The 18,082-nt window shown below is 72.0% G+C and carries 15 protein-coding genes; 9 read left to right on the forward strand and 6 right to left on the reverse strand.

Annotated elements, in window-relative coordinates; all coding sequences use genetic code 11:
* The first annotated feature begins 186 nt into the window (after positions 1–186).
* From WH85_RS47460 to WH85_RS27780, 4 genes are read left to right on the forward strand one after another with little or no spacing between them, the layout of a single operon-like run.
* A complete protein-coding gene (locus tag WH85_RS47460; protein WP_157411244.1) occupies positions 187–1,305 on the forward strand; it encodes a sensor histidine kinase in 1,119 nt (372 codons plus the stop codon).
* Entirely contained in the window at positions 1,302–2,345 is a 1,044-nt protein-coding gene (locus WH85_RS27770; RefSeq protein WP_045744969.1) for a sensor histidine kinase, read from the forward strand. Before WH85_RS47460 ends, WH85_RS27770 begins: the two co-directional genes overlap by 4 nt.
* Complete coding sequence (locus WH85_RS27775) at positions 2,333–2,983, forward strand: response regulator transcription factor (protein WP_045744970.1); 651 nt, start codon at positions 2,333–2,335, stop codon at positions 2,981–2,983. The genes WH85_RS27770 and WH85_RS27775 overlap by 13 nt, the downstream gene beginning before the upstream one ends.
* Before the next feature lie 60 nt (positions 2,984–3,043).
* A complete protein-coding gene (locus tag WH85_RS27780) occupies positions 3,044–6,064 on the forward strand; it encodes a toll/interleukin-1 receptor domain-containing protein (protein ID WP_045744971.1) in 3,021 nt (1,006 codons plus the stop codon).
* Between the two features lie 68 nt (positions 6,065–6,132).
* On the opposite strand, the gene WH85_RS27785 is transcribed toward WH85_RS27780, so the two are convergent.
* Genes WH85_RS27785 through WH85_RS27800 form a run of 4 tightly spaced genes read right to left on the reverse strand, consistent with a single transcriptional unit; the run spans position 6,133 to position 10,867 of the window.
* Positions 6,133–8,010 (reverse strand): glycoside hydrolase family 127 protein, encoded by a 1,878-nt coding sequence (locus WH85_RS27785; RefSeq protein ID WP_045744972.1) that lies wholly within the window; start codon positions 8,008–8,010, stop codon positions 6,133–6,135.
* 6 nt (positions 8,011–8,016) lie between these two features.
* Entirely contained in the window at positions 8,017–8,814 is a 798-nt protein-coding gene (locus WH85_RS27790; RefSeq protein ID WP_045744973.1) for a carbohydrate ABC transporter permease, read from the reverse strand.
* Positions 8,811–9,620, reverse strand: coding sequence for a carbohydrate ABC transporter permease (locus WH85_RS27795; RefSeq protein ID WP_245674124.1), 810 nt, complete (start codon positions 9,618–9,620; stop codon positions 8,811–8,813). The genes WH85_RS27790 and WH85_RS27795 overlap by 4 nt, the downstream gene beginning before the upstream one ends.
* Positions 9,617–10,867, reverse strand: coding sequence for an ABC transporter substrate-binding protein (locus WH85_RS27800; protein ID WP_052720854.1), 1,251 nt, complete (start codon positions 10,865–10,867; stop codon positions 9,617–9,619). The genes WH85_RS27795 and WH85_RS27800 overlap by 4 nt, the downstream gene beginning before the upstream one ends.
* Positions 10,868–11,000: 133 nt before the next feature.
* Here WH85_RS27800 and WH85_RS27805 point away from each other — a divergent pair, with 133 nt between their 5' ends.
* Entirely contained in the window at positions 11,001–12,014 is a 1,014-nt protein-coding gene (locus WH85_RS27805) for a LacI family DNA-binding transcriptional regulator (protein ID WP_425394668.1), read from the forward strand.
* Between the two features lie 156 nt (positions 12,015–12,170).
* Entirely contained in the window at positions 12,171–12,413 is a 243-nt protein-coding gene (locus WH85_RS27810; RefSeq protein WP_157411245.1) for a hypothetical protein, read from the forward strand.
* Here the strand turns inward: WH85_RS27810 and WH85_RS27815 are convergent.
* Positions 12,398–13,708, reverse strand: a complete 1,311-nt coding sequence (locus WH85_RS27815; protein WP_052720855.1) for an NsdA family TPR-like regulatory protein — start codon at positions 13,706–13,708, stop codon at positions 12,398–12,400. The genes WH85_RS27810 and WH85_RS27815 overlap by 16 nt on opposite strands.
* Positions 13,709–14,148: 440 nt before the next feature.
* Here WH85_RS27815 and WH85_RS27820 point away from each other — a divergent pair, with 440 nt between their 5' ends.
* Together WH85_RS27820 and WH85_RS27825 are read left to right on the forward strand one after the other, a co-directional pair.
* A complete protein-coding gene (locus tag WH85_RS27820) occupies positions 14,149–14,352 on the forward strand; it encodes a hypothetical protein (protein ID WP_157411246.1) in 204 nt (67 codons plus the stop codon).
* A 153-nt stretch (positions 14,353–14,505) separates the two neighbouring features.
* A complete protein-coding gene (locus WH85_RS27825; protein ID WP_045744977.1) occupies positions 14,506–15,915 on the forward strand; it encodes a hypothetical protein in 1,410 nt (469 codons plus the stop codon).
* Between the two features lie 45 nt (positions 15,916–15,960).
* On the opposite strand, the gene WH85_RS27830 is transcribed toward WH85_RS27825, so the two are convergent.
* Positions 15,961–16,575, reverse strand: coding sequence for an NAD(P)H-binding protein (locus WH85_RS27830; RefSeq protein ID WP_045744978.1), 615 nt, complete (start codon positions 16,573–16,575; stop codon positions 15,961–15,963).
* 99 nt (positions 16,576–16,674) lie between these two features.
* Between WH85_RS27830 and WH85_RS27835 the strand changes: the two genes are divergently transcribed.
* Positions 16,675–17,586 (forward strand): LysR substrate-binding domain-containing protein, encoded by a 912-nt coding sequence (locus WH85_RS27835; protein WP_045744979.1) that lies wholly within the window; start codon positions 16,675–16,677, stop codon positions 17,584–17,586.
* Positions 17,587–18,082: the final 496 nt, after the last annotated feature.

The raw sequence follows: 18,082 nt of genomic DNA on the forward strand, positions 1-18,082 counted from the left end.
GGGCCGTGTTCCCGCCTGGGAACACGACCCGCCCCCGTTGTGCCCTGCCGTGCCTGAACCGGTCCGTGACGGACCGGTTGAACTGGTGCGCCCCTGTCGAGTCAGGACGTTACCTATTCGTCACGGAGACCATGAGGGGTGAACGACCCTCATCTGTCGGATAGCGTGTGCGTCCGGGAGGGGTCGTTGAGCAATAATCGCATCACCGGGCCGGTGGAGACGTCGGTCCGGGCCGGCGCCGCGCGGCTCGCCGTGATCGCCCGGGTGATCGTGGTCGTCGGCTGCACCGTGCTGCTGCCGGTCGGCGCCCCGGTGGCGAGTTCCGTGGTGATCGTCGGTGTCGTCCTGGTCTGGCAGGCCGTCTCGCTGCTGGCCGGCCGCCGGCCCCGGTGGGCGGCCGCGGTCGACGTGATCCCGCTGGCCGCCGCGTGTGTGCTGCTGCCGTGGCTCGACCCGCCGCACGGATACCTCGACCTGGAGGACTGGTCCCGGCCGGTGACGTCGATCTGCGTCGGCGTGGCGCAGATCCTCACCCGCCCGTGGGCCGGACTCGGCTACGCGCTCGTCGCCGCGGCCGCGATGTGGGCCGGATCGTCGCTGGCCACCGGCGACGGCTGGGACCACGGCACCACCCAGGCGACGATGCTGCTCTGGCAGGCCGGGATGGCCCGCGCCCTGATCGAGCTGGTGGTCCGCAACGCGCGGCGGGTCGACGAACTCACCCGGGCGACGGCCGCCGCCGAACGCGACGCCGAACTCACCACCGCCCGCCGGGCCGACGTCAAGGAACACCTGGCGGTGCTGCACGACACCGTCGCCGCGACACTCACCGCGGCGTCCGCCCGCGGCGCCGGCGGCCCCGAACTGCGCCGCCGCGCCCGGTCCGAACTGTCCCTGTTGGAACCCGCGTCCCGCCTGGTCACGGTCGCCGACCTGGGCACACCCCCGGACGGCGGCACGCTCGACGTCACGGTCACGGCCGCGCCGCCGGACCAGGCCGGGACCATTCCGCCGTACGCCGTGGACGCGCTGCTGGCGGCCCGCGACGAGGCGCTGCGCAACGTCGAGCGGCACGCCGGGACCGGCCGCGCCGCGGTGACGGTCCGCCACCCCGAACCCGGCGTGGTGGAGGTGGACGTGACCGACGACGGGTGCGGTTTCCGGCCGGAGGAGGTGCCGGGCGGCGTACACCTGGGTCTGCGGCTGTCGGTCGAGGAACGGATGCGCCGGGCCGGCGGCAGCGCGCGGGTGGTCAGCGCCCCCGGCCACGGCACCCGGATCGCCCTGCGCTGGCCGGCCGCATGACCGACATCCGCACGGCGTTCCGCTGGGGCTCGTGGGTGGTCGCCGGCATCATGCTGCTGGTCCTCTACCGCGAGGAGGGGCTGTCCGGCGCCGGCATCCAGCCCGCGGCCTACCTGACCAGCGTCGGCGCCTGGGCGGTCACCCCGGTGTCGGTGGTCTTCCCGACCTGGCGGGTCCTGGCGTTCCTGCTGACCGCGGTGACGTTCGGCGCCACCGCGGCGGTCACCCTCACCGTGCCCGCCGACCTGCAGCACACCAGCGCCAACTGGGCGATCGGGGTGAACGGCTGGCTGCTGCTGACCACCGCCTCCGCGGGCCGGCTGCGCCCGCTCATGCTGTGGCTGACCCTGCCGGTCGTGCTGGCGATGGTCGTCGCGATCCCGGCCGGCGCACCGGAGATGGTCCGGATGATCGCCCGGGCCCTGGGCATCTTCGGCCTGCAACTGCCGGTCGCCCTGGCGATCCAGGCGGTCGCCCGGTCGGCGCTGGCCGCCAACGAACAGCACCGCGCCCAGGAGGCGATCCGGACCGGGCAGATCGTCGCGCAGGCCCTGCACGAGGACCGTCTGCGCCGGTCCCGGGCGGTCGCCGCGGCGGTGGAACCGGTGCTGGCCAGCCTCGCCGACGCCGACCCCGACGACACCCTGCGCCAGCGCAGCCGGGTGGCGTCCACCCAGGTCCGCCGCCTGCTCGCCGAATGGTACGGCGACGGCCACGACCCGCTCGGCGACGACCTGTCCGCCTGCCTCGACGACGTGCAGGCCGCCGGTATCCCGGTCGAGGTGACCGTGCACGCCGGGGACCTGCCCCCGGTGCTGCGCCGGGCGACCTGCGACGTGGTCCGGGAGGCCGCCCGGCTGCCGGGGGCACGCCTGCGGCTGACCGCGGTGCCGACGGCCACCCATCTGAGTTTGAGTGTCGTTGCGCGTACCAGTGATGCGGGTTCCGGTTTTTCGATCGACGAGGTTCCGGCACCCCTGGTGATCCGGACGACCACGATCGGCGAGACTCTGTGGGTGGAGCTGACATGTCCCGTCTGAACCCGTCCGTGGCGATCATCGACGACCATCCGGTGGTGCTGGCCGGGGTGCGCACCTGGTTCGACGGCGCCGGGATCACCGTGACCGCCGCCGGCAGCGACCCGCGCCTCCCCTGGAGCCCGGACGGCCTGCTCGCCGACGTGATCGTCCTGGACCTGCAGCTGGCCGACCGGCCCACCGTGGCGTGGGACGCCCTGACCGAACTGGTCACCGCGGGCCGGCGGGTCGTCGTCTACACGATGCGCGAGGACCGGGAGACCGCGCTGCGCTGCCTGGACGCCGGCTGCGCGACCTTCCTCACCAAGGCCGAGGGCGAGGAGCACCTGGTCGCGGCGGTCCGGGCGGCCGCCCAGGACCTGCCCTACGTGCCACCCGCCCTGGCCGGGGCGATGTCGGCGAACGACGCCTCGGACCGCCCCCGGCTGACCGACCGGGAGCAGGAGGTGCTGCTCGCCTGGTTCCAGTGCGAGTCCAAGCAGCTGGTGGCGGCCCGCTGCAACCTGTCGCCACGGACGGTCGAGGGCTACATCGACCGGGTGCGCGTCCGGTATGCCCGCGCCGGCCGTCCCGCCTCCACGAAGGCGGCCCTGGTCGCGCGGGCACTGCAGGACGGCCTCATCCAGCTCGACGATCTCTGAGCCGGGACGCGGCGCACGCACAGTGTGGCCCGGGGCGCCGCGGATCCCTAGCCTGGGCCTGTGGCGAGGGGATACGACGCTTTCATCTCGTACGCTCGGGTGCCGGACGCCGGTGCGGCCGAGGAACTCCGGCGCGGGTTGCACGGGTTCGCCCGGCCCTGGTTCCGGATGCGGGCCCTGCGCGTGTTCCTGGACGCCGCGAGCCTGTCCGCGTCACCTGACCTGGAACGTGACCTGCAGCGCTGCCTCGACCGGTCCCGGTTCCTGATCGTGCTGGCCTCACCCGCGTCGGCCCGGTCCCGGTGGGTGGCCAAGGAGATCGAGTACTGGCTGGCGACCCGGTCGCCGGACCACATCGTGCTGGTGCGCACCGGCGGCACGCTGCACTGGGCGGACGGGCGTTTCACCGCCTCGGACGCGGTGTCACCGGCGCTCGCCGGCGCGTTCCCGGCCGAGCCGACCTATCTGGACGCCCCGGCCGGGATGAGCCCCGACGTCATCGCCAAGATCTCTGCTCGGGTACGCGGCCGCGACGTCGACGAGCTTTACGGCGAGGACGTCCGCGAGCATCGCAAGGCTGTCCGGATCCGTCGCGTGGCGATCGCGTTGCTGACCACGCTTGCCGTGGTCGCCTCGGTGACCGCCGTCCTCGCCGTGCGGCGCTCCCGGGAGGCGAGTTCCCGGCAGCTCGCCGCCCAGTCGGTCCAGTTGCGGCCGTCCCGGCTCGACCTGGCGCTGCTGCTCGCCGTCCGGGCCGTCGCGCTGGCGCCGACCGACGAGGCCCGGAGCGGCCTGCTCGGCGCGGTGCTCGAGTCCGGCCGGGGCGTCCGGCGGTTCCTGCGCGCCCCCGGTGACCGGTCCGCGCCGTTCGACCTGCGGGTCCTGGCGGTCAGCGCGGCCGGGCAGTGGGTCGCCGGTGCGCACTGCCCGGCCGCGAACAACGGGCCCGGCGACGCCGGATCGACGGACGGGCGGATCTTCGTGTGGCCGGTGACCGGCGGCGACGGGACACCGATCGTGCTGCCCGCGGCGGAGGGCGACACGAACGTCTGCGAGCTGGCCTTCGGCCCGGACGGGCGGTTCCTGCTGGCCCGCGACGCATCGGGCCGGGTCCGGTTGTGGGAGCCGCGGGCCGGCACCGGGCGGATCGTCGCCGAGGCGGTCGAGGACGAGTCGGAGACGGCCCTGATCGACGGTGCCTTCGCTGTTCGCCGGGCCGGTGTGGTGGTCTTCCTTGATCCGCGGACCGGCGCCGATCTTGCGACCGTGCCCGGTGTCGCTGCGGTGACCGGGGGCGGCCGCGTGGTGGTGATCGGGGCGGACGGCCGGCTGCGGATCCGGGACGGGGCGCGGCTGGTGACCGGGCCGGCGTTGGGGATCGATGCCGAGCGGGGTGCTGTGACCAGTGCGGACGGTCGCCGGGTCGGGCTGTTCGCCGCGGGCCGGGCGGTGGTGGCCGACACCGCGACGGGCCGCGCAGCCGCCGGATACCCGACCGCTGCGGTCGCGATGGCACTGAGCCCGCGCGGCGACCGGATCGCCCTGGCCGAGTCCGGCGGCCGGGTGGTCGTGCACGGCGGCGGCCCGGACCGGGACGTCCGCGTGCCGGTGCCCGCCGGGATGACGGTCGGGCAGGTGGTGTTCAGCCCGTCCGGAAAGCTGATCTCGGTCACCGCGGGCGGCGGTGCGGAGAATCTGACCGTACGGTTTCTGATCGACGCCGCCACCGGAGCCCTGCGGAAGGTCCACTGGACGCCGTGGGCACGATTCTCGACCGACGAGTCGGCCCTGATCGGATGGGGCGACACCGGGATCACCTCGGAACGCCTGACCCGGCCGGTGCCCGACGAGGTGATCTCCAGCAGTGTCGGCGGCACGGCCGCATCACCCGACGGCCGTCGCCTGGCGCTCGGCACCGCGGACGGCATCCTTCTGTGGGACCTTGACGAGCCGGGGGAGCGGCCCGCTCTGCTGCCGGGGTCGGTGGGTGGGGCGTATGCGGTGGCGTTCGACGGCACGGGTGAGATCCTGGTCGCGGTGGGCGCGGGCGGCACCCCGACGGTCTGGCAGGTGGACCGCACCGGGCCACCGTTCCGCCTCGGCGCGGTTCCGGAGCTCCCCGGCGCGTCGAGTCCGATCCTTATCAACGACGGTGCTGCCGCTGCCGCGATGACCGCGGACGGGACGGCGGTCGCCTGGGACACCACCACCGGACGGGAGCAGTGGCGCCTCCCCCTGCCGGGTGCGGCGGGCGCCACCGGGATCACGGTCGCCCGGGACGGCACGCGCATCGCCGTGTCGCACAGTTCGTTCGGCCGCAGCGGGCTCGACCACCGGACCGGCACGTACGCGGCCGGAACCCCGGCCCGGCTGGTGACCGACCTGCCCGGCGAGGTGATGGCGAGCACCGACGGCCGGGTGCTGGTCGGCGTGGACGGCCGGACGAACGAGGAGGCCGTCGTATACCGCGGCGACGGCACCCGGATCCGGAGCTTCCGGCTGGACGCGCTGCCCCGCCCGTACACGGTGTCCACGGTGCTCAGCCCGGACGGCCGGATGCTGGCGGCCTCCGACCACCTGAGCGGGCTGGCCGTCTACGGCACCTCCGACGGCCGGGTCCGGATCCGCTGCCCCGCCCTCTTCGGCCCGTCGGTGACCGGCGGCGGGTCGATGCGGTTCACCCCGGACGGCACCCGCCTGGCGGTCAGCGGCCAGGACGGCCAGCTCCACCTCGTCGACACCACGGTCGGCACGTGCACGGAGGTGGCGGCCGCCCGGCTCTCCGGTGATGTCGCCACCTTCAGCCACGACGGTAGGACTCTGGTGACCACGGACGGCGAGATCGTCGCGGCGGACACCCTGGCCGTGCTCGGCACCGACCCGGACCCCTTCGGCGAGTACGCGTTCAGCGCCGACGACCGTCACCTGATCCACCTCGACGACGAGGGCGGCACCCGCCGGATCCCGGTCGCGGACGACGCTCTCATCTCAGCCGCGTGCGCGGTTGTGGGCCGCGGCCTGACCGAAACCGAATGGCGGCGTTTCGCCGTCCCCGGCACCTTCCACGCCGGCTGCCGCTGAGCGCCTGCCGGGTGCGGTGGGTCGTGGGGCGCGCCCCCGCCCCCGGAAGCGCGCGCCCACGACCCGGTTCAGTGGTCCAGCGGCAGCCAGACGCGCATGGTGGACGGTCCGCGCGCGGCCCAGTCGTGGTAAGGCCGCAGCGTCACCGACGTTGTGTCAGCATTTTTCGGGAGATGGTCGGTGGAGTACGGCCACGGCGAGTCGTCCAGGGACACCACCGAGCAGGTCGCCACCACCGCGCCCCCGTCCTCGGTGAGCGGCACGGAGGGGTCCAGCCGCAGGGCGTCCAGCGGCACTGACGGCGGCAGGTCCACCGACTCCACGCAGTAGACGACCGGCCCCCGCTCGACCGCCACGCACCCCCGCACCGCGTCCACCCGCGGGTCCGCCGTCGTCAGCCGCGGCCCCACCGGCAGCTCCAGGACGATCGTCGACCCGACCGTGAAGTCGCGCCGCACCGCGACGACGCCCGGGGACACCGGCTCGCCGTCGAGCAGGGCGCCCGACGCCCACCGCGGCACCCGCAGGGACAGCGTCCACGGGCGGCGTGGTGTTTCGCAGATCCGTATCAGGATCCGTCCGCGCGACGGGTAGTCCGTTTCGATCTCCACGCCGACGGGGGCGCCGTCCGGCAGGGTCGTGCTGATCGTCGCCGCCGTGTATTGGTGGATCTGCAGGCCCTCGTCGTCGGTGGTGGCGACGTAGGCGGCCAGGCTGGCGAAGGTCCGCGCCAGGTTCGTCGGGCAGCACGACACCGAGAACCACGGGGCCCGCAACGTCGACGACGCTCGTGGCACGATCGCGTCGGCCGGGGGTTCGGCGCCGAGGACCCGCTGGTGCAGCGTGTTGGTGTAGAAGAAGCGGGTCCCGTCGTCGGACGGCGACGTCGCGACCACGTTGAACAGGACCCGCTCGATCAGGTCGGCGCAGGCGGCGTCGCCACCGGCGAGCAGCAGACGCCAGGCCAGCATGATGGAGCCGACGCCGGCGCAGGTCTCCGAGTACGCCCGGTCCGGCGGCAGCACGAAGTCGTCGCCGAACGCCTCGTCCTGGTGGCGGGCGCCGATCCCGCCGGTGAGGTAGGTGCGCCGGGACACCGTGGCACGCCACTGCCGGGTCACCGCCGCGAGCAGGTCGTCGTCGCCGGTCTCGACGGCCACGTCCACCGCCCCGGACGCGAGGTAGACCGCCCGGACCGCGTGCCCGCGCAGCACCGTCGCGTCCCGGACCGGAGTGTCGTCCTGAAAGTAGGCCCGGCCGAACTCGATGTCGTCGAGCACCTGGTGGCCGCGCCGTTCGACGAACAGCCGGGCCTGCTCACGGTACCGTTCGTCGCCGGTGACCCGGTACAGCTCCACCAGTGCCGGCTCGATCTCGGCGTGCCCGCAGACTGAGGCGATGCCGTCCGGCCCGAATGTGTCACAGACGTGGTCGGCGGCCCGGATCGCCACCTCGACCAGGTCGTCGCGGCCGAACGTCCGGGCCCGTGCCACCGCCGCCTGGATCAGGTGGCCGTAGCAGTAGAGCTCGTGCCCCCACTCCAGGTCGGAGTAGCGCGGCTGCTGCCCGGGGCGCCCGAAGTTGGTGTTCAGGTAGCCGTCGGTGAGTTGGGCGGCCGCGACCTGCCCCGCCACCTCACGGAACATCGCGTCCACCCCGGGATCACCGGTGCGGCCGTGTTCCCAGGCCAGCGCCTCGAGGAACTTGTAGACCTCGCTGTCGGAGAACTCCCGGCCACGGCGCTCTTCCGGCGTACACGAGAAATTGCCGAGCCAACCGGAGAGGCCGAGCCAATGTCTGATGTGGGGAAGGGAATTGGCGCTGTTGACGTCCTGGCGGCGCTGCCAGAAGCCGGGGCGTAACGTCACCTCGCGCAGGCCGAGCGGGCGGAGACGTCCGCGGCTCGGTGCCGCGGGACCGCCGAACTTGTCGAAAACCGTCGTCACGTGTGATCAACCTTTGAGAGCGCCGGACATGAACCCGCGGACGTAGTGCCGCTGGAGGGCGAGGAACAGCAGGACGCACGGCAGGGCCAGCACGACCACGCCGGCCTCGGTCGCGCCGTAGTCGACGATGCCCATCACCTGCTGGCGCATGTTGGCGACGGCGAGTGGCAGGGGCGCCTTGTCGGAGTCGCTGATCAGCACCAGCGGGGTGATGAAGTCGTTCCAAGCGGCCAGGAACGCGAACAGGCCGACGGTGATCAGTCCCGGTCGTACGGCCGGGACGAGGATGTGCCGCAGTGCCCGGAACGATCCGCAGCCGTCGATCAGGGCGGCCTCGCGCATCTCGGCGGGGATCGCCTCGAACGAGATCCGCATCATGAACGTCGCGAACGGCAGCTGGAACATCGCCAGCACCAGTGCCAGGCCGAGCAGGGAGTTCTGCAGGCCGAGCTGGTTGAGCAGCACGTAGAGCGGGATGAGCAGCGTCGCGTAGGGGACCATCAGGATGGCCAGGACCAGTAGGAACAGGACGTTGCGGCCGGGGAACCGGAACATCGCGAAGGCGTAGCCGCCGAGGACCGCGGTGACCAGCGTGAACAGGACGGTCAGCAGGGCGACGACGGTGGAGTTGAGCAGGTATTGCCCGATGCCGGCCTGGTAGGCGGCCAGGGTCCGGTAGTTGCCGAGACCCCAGCCGTCGACCTGCGCGGTGCCGGCCTGCGGGCTGACCGAGGCGACCGCGGCCCAGCCCAGCGGGAAGAGGAAGAGGACGGCCAGCGCACCGGCCAGGGTGTTACGGGTCATGCCTTCTCCCGGAGCCCGCGGAACTGCACGATGTTGACTGCCAGCAGGACCAACAGCACCAGGATGGACAGTGCGGCGGCCCGGCCCAGGTCGTTCTGCCCGCCGAACGCCATCGTGTAGACGAGCTGCACGATGGTGATGGTGCTGTTGTCCGGGCCGCCCTTGGTCAGGATGTAGAACTGGTCGAACGCGAGCATCGACCCGGTGACGCAGAGGATCGTGCACAGGGCCAGCGACGGGCGCAGCAGCGGCAGGGTGATGTGCCGGAACGTCTGCCGCCGGTCCGCGCCGTCCAGCCGGGCCGCCTCGTAGACGTCGCCGCCGATGCCCTGCAGGCCGACCAGCAGCAGGAGCATGTAGAAGCCGGCGAACCGCCAGACGACCAGCCCGACCGTCGACCACAGCGCCCGGCCCGGGGTGCCGAGGATCCCCGGCAGGTGCGAGTAGAGCGCGTAGAACAGCAGGGACGCGGACGCCAGCCCGAGCGCGCCGGGCACCAGGAACGACGTCCGCAGGAAGCCGGTCCACCGGTTCGACTCCTGCACCAGCAGTGCCAGTCCGAGCGCCAGTCCGAGCAGGATGACCGTGGTGACCACGGTGTACTTCACGGTGAACCACACCGCCGGCCAGAACAGCCGGTCGTCGATCGCCGAGGTGAAGTTCGCCGGCACGTTGACGCCGCGGTCTCCGGCGAACAGCCCCCAGTCGGAGATCGACATCCGGCCGACGAGCAGGATCGGGACGACGAAGAAGACGCCGACGAACAGGGCGGTCGGTGTGGCGTAGGCCCAGCCGCCCCGGTTCACCGGCCGAGTACCGCGGTGACCGCGTCGTTGTCGCTCTCCAGGGCGGCCGGATCGCCGTAGACCTGGTTGCGGAACAGGGTCACCCACGGGCTGCCCGGCGCGTTGAACGCCTGCTGGAAGTTGACCGCGAACGGGGTCCGGCTCTGCGGTGCCGCGGCGACCTGGTCGACCGGGTTCGCCGGGTCGGCGAGATCGGTCCGGGCCACCGTGCTCTTGCCGGCGGCGAGGACGTCCTTCTGTGCCGCCTCCGAGGTGAGCCAGGCCAGGAAGTTCCAGGCCTGGTCGCCCTTCGCCGAGTCCTTGGAGATGCCGATGCCGTCGCCGCCGAGGAACGTGGCGCCGCCGCCGGTGGCCCCGGGGATCGGCCCGACGCCGACGTCCACGGTCTTGGACGCGGTCGGCAGCAGCGTCGCCGGGTAGGGCATCACGCCGATCTTGCCCTCCTGGAACGCGGCGACCCAGGTGGCGCCGGTCTCGTCCTTGGAACCGGGCGCGATCGCCCCGGCGGCCTGCAGCTCACGCCAGGTCGCGTACACCTTCTGGGCGGCCGGGCCGTCCAGCAGCGACTCGGTGCCGTCCTCGTTCATCACGTCGTCGCCGCCGGCCCAGATCATCGGGAACCAGGTGAAGACGCCGCAGCCGCCGCAGTTGCCGCCGAAATAGGTGCCGTAGGTGTCCGGCTTTCCCAGTCTCTGTACGGCCTGCGCCTGCGCCTTGAACTCGTCGAGTGTGGTCGGGCCCTTCTCCGGGTCGAGGCCGGCCTCCCGGTAGAGGTCCTTGTTCCAGAACATCACCGACAGGTCCAGCACGAACGGAAGGACGTACTTCCTCCCCTCGTACGTGCCGGCGTCGACATGGCCTTTATTGATCTTGTCGGCGTACGGGAGCAGACCGATCCGCTCGCTCAGATCACTGAACAGTCCGGCCTTCGTCCAGTTCGGCACGTAGACGATGTCCGCGGCGAACAGGTCCGGCAGGTCGCCGCTGCCGGCCGCCGCACCCACCTTCGCCACGTAGTCGTCGTTGGGCACGATGGTCAGCTTCACCTGGTTCTTGTGAGCCTTGTTGTACGCCTCGACCAGGGCGTTCGCCTGCAGTTCGAGCGGTGCCCGGGTCCACAGGGTCAGTTCGGAGCCGTCGTCGGTGCCCTCGGCGGTCACCGGGCCGGTCGACGCCGGGCCGGTCGGCCCCGAGCTGCAGGCCGCCAGCAGCGCGGTGGCGGCGAGAGCTGCTATACGTATCCGCACAGTGTTCCTCCACGTTGTGTCGTTTCGGACGTATGTTTCGGAGTTGGCATGGCGTGGACTAAGCTGAGCGCTGGAAAAGCGGGTTTCGGAGAGCCGAAAACGTTTTCAGAAACGTAAACCTGGGGTGATTTTCTTGTCAAGCGGCCGCCCGGTCACCCTGCGCGACGTCGCCCGCCTCGCCGGCGTCTCCGTCGCCACCGCCTCCAAGGCCCTCAACGGACAACCACAGGTCAAAGCGGAGACCCGCGCCCGTGTCGTCCTCGCCGCCGAGCAACTCTCGTTCTCGCCGAACACCCTGGCCCAGGGCCTGATCACCCAGCGCAGCGGCACCGTCGGCCTGCTCACCTCCGACCTGGAGGGACGCTTCTCCATCCCGATCCTGATGGGCGCCGAGGACGCGTTCGGATCCGACCAGACCTCGGTCTTCCTCTGCGACGCCCGCGGTGACGCCATCCGGGAGAAACACCACCTGCGGGCCCTGCTCACCCGCCGCGTCGACGGCCTCATCGTGGTCGGCGCCCGCCCCGACACCCGCCCCTCCCTCGGCCGCGACCTGCCGGTCCCGGTCGTCTACGCGTACGCGCCGTCCGACGACCCGGACGACCTGTCCCTGGTCACCGACAACGTCGGCGGCGGGCGCCTGGCCGTGGACCACCTGATCCGCTGCGGTCGCCGCCGCATCGCCCACATCACCGGCGACCCCGGCTACGGCGCCGCCCACGACCGCGCCCGCGGCGCCCGGGACCGCCTCGCCGAGGAGAACCTGGAGCTGGCCGGCGGCGAGGTGTGGTTCGGCATGTGGTCCGAGGCGTGGGGCCGCGGCGCCACCCGCATGCTTCTCGAACGCTGCCCCGACGTCGACGCGATCTTCGCCGGCTCCGACGAGATCGCCCGCGGCGTCCTGGACGTCCTGCACGAGGAGCGCATCCCGGTGCCGTCCCGGGTCGCCGTGATCGGCTTCGACAACTGGAACATCCTGGCGGCCAACGCCCGCCCGCCGCTGACCACCGTCGACCTCAACCTGGAACAGCTGGGCCGCACCGCCGCGCAGCGCCTGGCCGCCGCGATGGAGGGGCATCCGGCATCCGGCCTGGAGACCCTGCCGGTCCGGCTGGTCACCCGCGAATCGACCGCGCCGATCTCCTGACCGTCCGCACCGGAACGCGCCCACGACCGGAATTCACAGGACCTCGAAGGTCCGTGTCACGTCCGCCATGAGTCCTCGTCAGGACCTTCCGAGGCCACCCCGCCGACTGGATTATCAAAAAGCCGAACGGCGAATCCGGTGAGCGGGGAGGTCCTCATGAACCGCCTGATGCGACTCATTCAGAACCGTGAAACGTGGGAACTCGCCGGCGCGATGTCGTCGTTGACACTTCTCGTGGTGGCGAGCGCCGCCGATTTTCAGAATCTGCAGAATCTCGCTGCGCTCCTGAGTGGCGTCTCGGCGGCGCTGCAACTCTCCACGGATATCCGCCGGCGTCGCGCGGAACGGCAACCGGAATTACCCGCGGCCGGTGCCCCGGAAGGTCAGCCGAGGACCTGACGCAGTGAGACCTGGGAGAAGACCTCGATGCGTTCCTGCAATGCCACGGATCCGGGGGTATCGAATCGGTTCAGCTCCCGGTGCACGAGGTGCAGGGTCTGCACCAGGTCGTGGATCCGGTCCTCCGGCGCCAGCGTCAGCACGGGCTCCAACGATGCGGAAGCACCCTCGATCTCCCCGCGCGTTACGCGAGCGAGAGCGAGACTGATCCGGGAGTCGGCGAGACAGGTACGGTCCCAGCCGGGCTGGTTCGGGTCGCGGTAGGCCTCGATCGCGTCGACCGCATACCGTTCGGCCCGCGCGAACTCCCCGGGCAGCCCCGCGAGAGCACGGCCGGCGTAATACAGGTGCTTCGGAGGGCCGAACGTGCACAGCCCGCCCAGCTCGTCGAGCTCGTCGGACGCTGCCTGTTCGATCGCGTTCTCGGCCCGGTGAATCAACTGTTTCGCCTGCTCCGTGTTGCCCAGCGCGGCCCAGGCCCGGGCCTGTCCGGCATACAGCCAGGCCGGGGCGCTGCCGCGGGCCGACCCGGCCGGCCCGGCACCCCGCTCCGCATAGCGGACCGCCTCCCGGGGGCGGTCCGCCCAGAAACAGATGTACGACTGCAGCGCCCGGATCCAGGTCCGCAGGCCGTCGTGGCCGGTGTAGTCGGCCCACAGGTACGCGGTACGGGCATGCGTCATCGCCAGCTCGGGTTTGGAGATGTCGTTGGCGGCGGTGGCCAGAAGACCGGCGACCACACTGGCCAGGAAGTAGAGCCGGCGCGCGTTGGCCGGCGTCTGCCGTCGTTCGAGCAGCGACAGTGTGGTGCTCTGGAGGCCGACCAAGCGGCCGAGAACGGTCGGCAACGGTTGCGTGATGAACAGGGTGCTCAGTTCGCGGACCTCGTCGTGGAGTCCGTCGATGACTTCACCGCTGATGGGGAATTCCTGATCGTACGTGAACCGATGTGATTCCTGGGCGGCCATTTCCAGCAGATCCCTCTCCTGATGCACGGCCGGCGAGGGCGCGGCCCGGGCCGGCGCGACCGGTAGGACGACGCCCGGCGGCCGGAGCAACTCGTCGACCGGTAGACCGAACATGGCGTGCAGCACGCGCCGGGTCGATGGCGTGGTCCCGGACCGCTCGCCGGACGCGAGCCGCCGCAGGTGTCGGGCCGTGATGCTCAGGCCCCGCTCGCCGAGGGTGCGGGCCAGCTGCTCGAAGGCGGCGGCCACCTCGTCATAGGTGCGATCCTGCTGCCGCAACAGTTGTTCCAGAACGGTTCTCGGTTCATGCAGATTCCGGCCGGCCATCTCTCCTCCTTCCCGTGCTGCACCATCCATGATGGGGATGCGGTCGGCTGATCCGAAGGTGGTGACGTTGCTGGTCCGCTCATGGTCCTACAGAGGTCCCCGGCCGGTCCAGACGGTTCAGGCAGGGGAGACATCCGGTGTCCGGCTCGGAGAATCCACCGGTCCGGCCGGGTGATCCGAAAACTCGGACAATTCCCGGAATGGTGACCGGACCCACCGGGCTTGATTCCGGGAATGCGCTGCGTCAACATTTCTGCGCCGTGACCCCAGTGACCGGAATTCGTGCGGATCGCGTCTCGTTCCGCTATTCCAGCCCGCCGCGCCGACCTGCTGTCGGCGGGGCGGTCGTCTTCCGCCGGCGTCGGCGAATGACGCCGGTCACCGCTGCCGGTGAACCGGGACCGCGGTACGGCCTCGTCTAACCGCGTATGAAGATCGAGATGCGACGGTCGGCGGCCGGCGTCGTCCTGGTCACGATCCGCATCGACGACAACGGTGAGCTCGCCGACCCGGACGCCCTGCTGCTAGCGATGACGAATGCGGCCGGCGTCGACAACTGGTTCTGCGGCCAGGACCAGAACATGGCGGCGGCCGGCGCGTACCTGAGGAACCGCGAACCGTCGTCGGTGACGGCAACCGGATAGGCGGTGCCGCTATCCACGCCGAGGCGGCGACGCTGTGGCAGAACCCGCGGACACTGCCGGAGCAGGAGGCACTGGCCCGGGTGTCCGCGGTTCGTGCGGCGGCCCTATCCTGCCGGAGTCTGGACGGCCTTGCTCTGGGGGAGAGTCGACTCCATGCTGGACGCCCTCGCCGAGAACCCTGCACTGCCACCGGACCTACTCCGGCGGCTGGCTGCCGGGCCGGGCGGCGGCGAACGGGTGGGCCTGCGGGCTGACCTGCCCGCCGACGTGATCGAGCAGATCATGACGAGCGGCGACCTTTTCCCGCTCGCACGGAACCGGCACCTGCCGGAGGAGGTGCGACTGCAGCTGGCCGTACACGATGATCCGTCGGTGCGGGAATCCCTGGCCGGGGCCGGTAACTCGGGCACGGTTCTGGCCCGGCTGGCCCGGGACCCGGATCCGCAGGTCCGCACGGCGGTCGCGCAGAACCGGCGGACGCCCGACGGTTCGCTCACCGCGCTGGCCCGGGATCCGGATCCGCAGGTCAGGGCGACGGTCGCCGGGTACTGGACCCGAGCGCCCGAGCCGGTGCGGCGGGCGCTGCTCACCGACCCGGCCGACCGGGTCCGCGCCGCAGCGTGTGCGATCTACTTTCCGCGGCTGCCGCACCCGGTGCCGCCCGCCGACCTGCTCGGCGCCCTGGTCGAGGACCCGCTGACCAGGGCCGGTGCGGTCGCGCATCTGCCGCTCACGGACAAACTCGCCCAGCGGCTGGCCACCGATCCGGACGACGACGTACGCCGCATGCTGGCCTCCCACACCCGGCTGCCGGCCGCGGTGCGGGACCTGCTGGCAGCGGACGTCAACCGGCGGGTACGGGTGGCGGTGTTCGCCCGCCCGGACACGCCCGCGGCGATGCGGTCACGCATCCACGACGACGTGATGCGACCAGGGCCGGCCCGGCACGACCCTTTCGGCGGGCTGGACGACAACGTGGTTCTCCGTGGGATCGAGAACCACGTGGCCGTCGGTGAGCTGCGCGGTCTGCACCTGGCCTGGGTGACCGCCGATCCGCTGCCGCACGTCGCGTCGCCCTACGTCAGCTTCCGCGCCTCGGTGGCACGATCCATGTCGCTGCCGGAGGATGCCGTCCGGGTGCTGCTCGAAGACGCGGAGAGCATCGTGCGGACCGCGATGGCGCGGACCATGCCGCACCTGGTCGATCCGGTGACGGCCGAGCGTATCGACCGGGAGTTCCGGCCGGTGAAGCGGACCCGGTGGCGTCCCGCTGACGATCTTCCCCTGCCCGTGTCCGTGTTGCGCAGGCTCGCCGACGATCCCGACCCGCGGATGCGGCGCCTGGCGCCGCGCGATCCCGACCTGCCGGTGGCCCTGGCCGAGCGGCTCGCCGCGGACCCTGACCCCTCGGTGCGGTCGACGATCGCCGGGCATCCGCGTCTGCCGGTGCGGACGCTGGTCCGGCTGCTCGACGACCCGGAGCCGTCCGTCGCTGCGGCGGCGGCCCGTGCGCCGTCACTGCCCCGCACGGCGATGGAGCGCCTAATCACCCCGGCCGGCTGAGCCCTGGCCTTGCCGGTGATACCGCTTCATGCCGCGAACTGTCCCTCAGCGGCGCTTGACCAGGTGCAAGCCTTCCTGGTCGCCGGTGGCGGCGTCGAGCATCAGACGGGCGACCGCGGCACGGGCGGCGCCGGTCGGCCAGAACGTGCCGCGGACCTGCGCCACCGGCACCAGCGTCAGGGCCGGATCGTCGGTGCTGCCCAGCAGCGGTCCCACGTGGACGACGACGCCTCCGGCGTCGAGGATGGCAGCGTCGGCGCGCTCTTTGGCGTCGATCTCCGGGCCGAGTCCGACCTTCAACATGGTACGCGTGAAAGCACTCGTGGTAGCGGCACTGGCCCCGGTGCCGGCCGCCCCGAGCCAGACGATCCGTTTCGGACCGGCAGCGACGACCGCCCGGGCGCCGGCGACCAGGGTCTCGGCTTCGGACCGTGAGCGCGGGCCGAGCCCGGAGACCAGCGTGTCGCCAGGCCCGACGGCGGCCGCGACGCTCGCCGCGTCGTGCACGTCGGCGCGGACGACGGTGAGCCGGTCGTGCCCGGGGAGCGCCGCCGTGGCCGGGTCGCGGACCAGTGCCCGCACCTCGAATCCTCGCGCCAGGGCCTGGTCGACGAGGTGGCGGCCGGTGCCGCCGGTGGCGCCGAGTACGACGATCGTCACGATGGTTCCTCTCCGTTGTGCTGAGCGCCGTCGACGCTACGGAGAGATCGGACATGACTCCAATGCATCTTCGGCAATAATGGCATTACCATCGTTCATGTGGATCTGAACCTGCTGACCGGCCTCGACGCGCTGCTCGAACACCGCAGCGTCCAGGGCGCCGCGGCGCAACTGCACCTCACCCAGCCCGCCGTCAGCCGCATCCTGGCCCGGCTGCGCGCCAGCACCGGCGACGAGATCCTGGTCCGCAACGGGCGTCACATGGTGCCGACCGCCCGCGCGCTGGAGCTTCGCGACGAGGTCCGCGACCTGGTCACCCGAGCCGGCGCGGTCCTCACCCCGGCCCGTGACCTCGACCTGACCACCCTGTCACGGGTGTTCACCGTCCGGCTGCACGACTCGTTCCTCGCCGCCCTCGGCCCGCCGCTGGTGCGGGCAGTGGCCGACACCGCCCCCGGGGTGGTGCTGCGCCTGGTCGGGGAGGATCAGGGGGAGAGCAGGGAACTGTCGCGCGGCGCCGTGGACGTGACCGTCGGCTGTGTCCCGGCCTCGGAGTCGGCGTCGATCGTCACCCGTACCCTCGGCACAGATCCCATGGTCCTGATCGTCGCCGAGGGGCATCCCGCCGACGTGGCGCAGCCGACCGCCGAGCAGCTGGCCGGGGCGCTGTTCGTCGACGTGTCCCGCGACGAGGGCACCACCGGCCCGATCGACCGCCTGCTCGCCGAGCGCGGCCTGAGCCGCCGGGTCGTCGCGACCGTGCCCACCGTGGCCGCCGCCATCGCGATCGCCGCCACCGGCGTCGCGGTCACGGTCCTGCCACAGCGGCTGCGCGACCCGATGCCGGCCCGGTTGCGGTCGCGGCCGTTGCCGTTCCCGCTGACCACCCCGCCGGCCACGGTCAGCTGGCATCGCCGGCATGCGGGCGACCCGGCCCACACATGGCTCCGAGACCTGACCACCAACCTGGTCGCCGACATCCTGGGCCCGGCCAAGCCACCCACCGAGTGACCGGCCGGAAAACCCCGCGCGTGCGGGGACGACACCACGGTGTCCTGGCTGGCCGCGCACCACCGGGGAAGACCCCCGCGCGTGCGGGGGTCTTCCGCTCAACGGCGCCACACTGTTCCCCACCGCGGCGTCGTCCCCCCGCACGCGCGGAGGTCTTCCCTCCTCCAGGGCGAACACCGTGGCCGGCGTGCGTAGTCGTCCCCGTACGCGCGGGGTGTCCTTATGGGCTCTGTCGAGCAGCGAGGGCCGACGTTGTTGACGGTCGGTGCTGGTGTGGGGTTCGGGCGCTGAGCAAGGTGTGCGGACGTCGAAGCGGTTGGCGGGCGAGGAGGGTGAGTGCGGGCGCCGCACCGAGTTCCGGCCGCTAGACACCTAATCGCAGTCAGGGTCTGCCTCTGTGGTGATTTCGGGCGTCCAGCGCGCCCGTATTCACCACACCCACAACAGCGTGGTGATTTCGGGCGTCCAGCGCGCCCGTATTCACCACACCCACAAC

Origin of the sequence: Actinoplanes rectilineatus, assembly GCF_000962825.1 — a bacterium.
GTDB classification, from domain to species: Bacteria; Actinomycetota; Actinomycetes; order Mycobacteriales; family Micromonosporaceae; genus Actinoplanes; species Actinoplanes rectilineatus.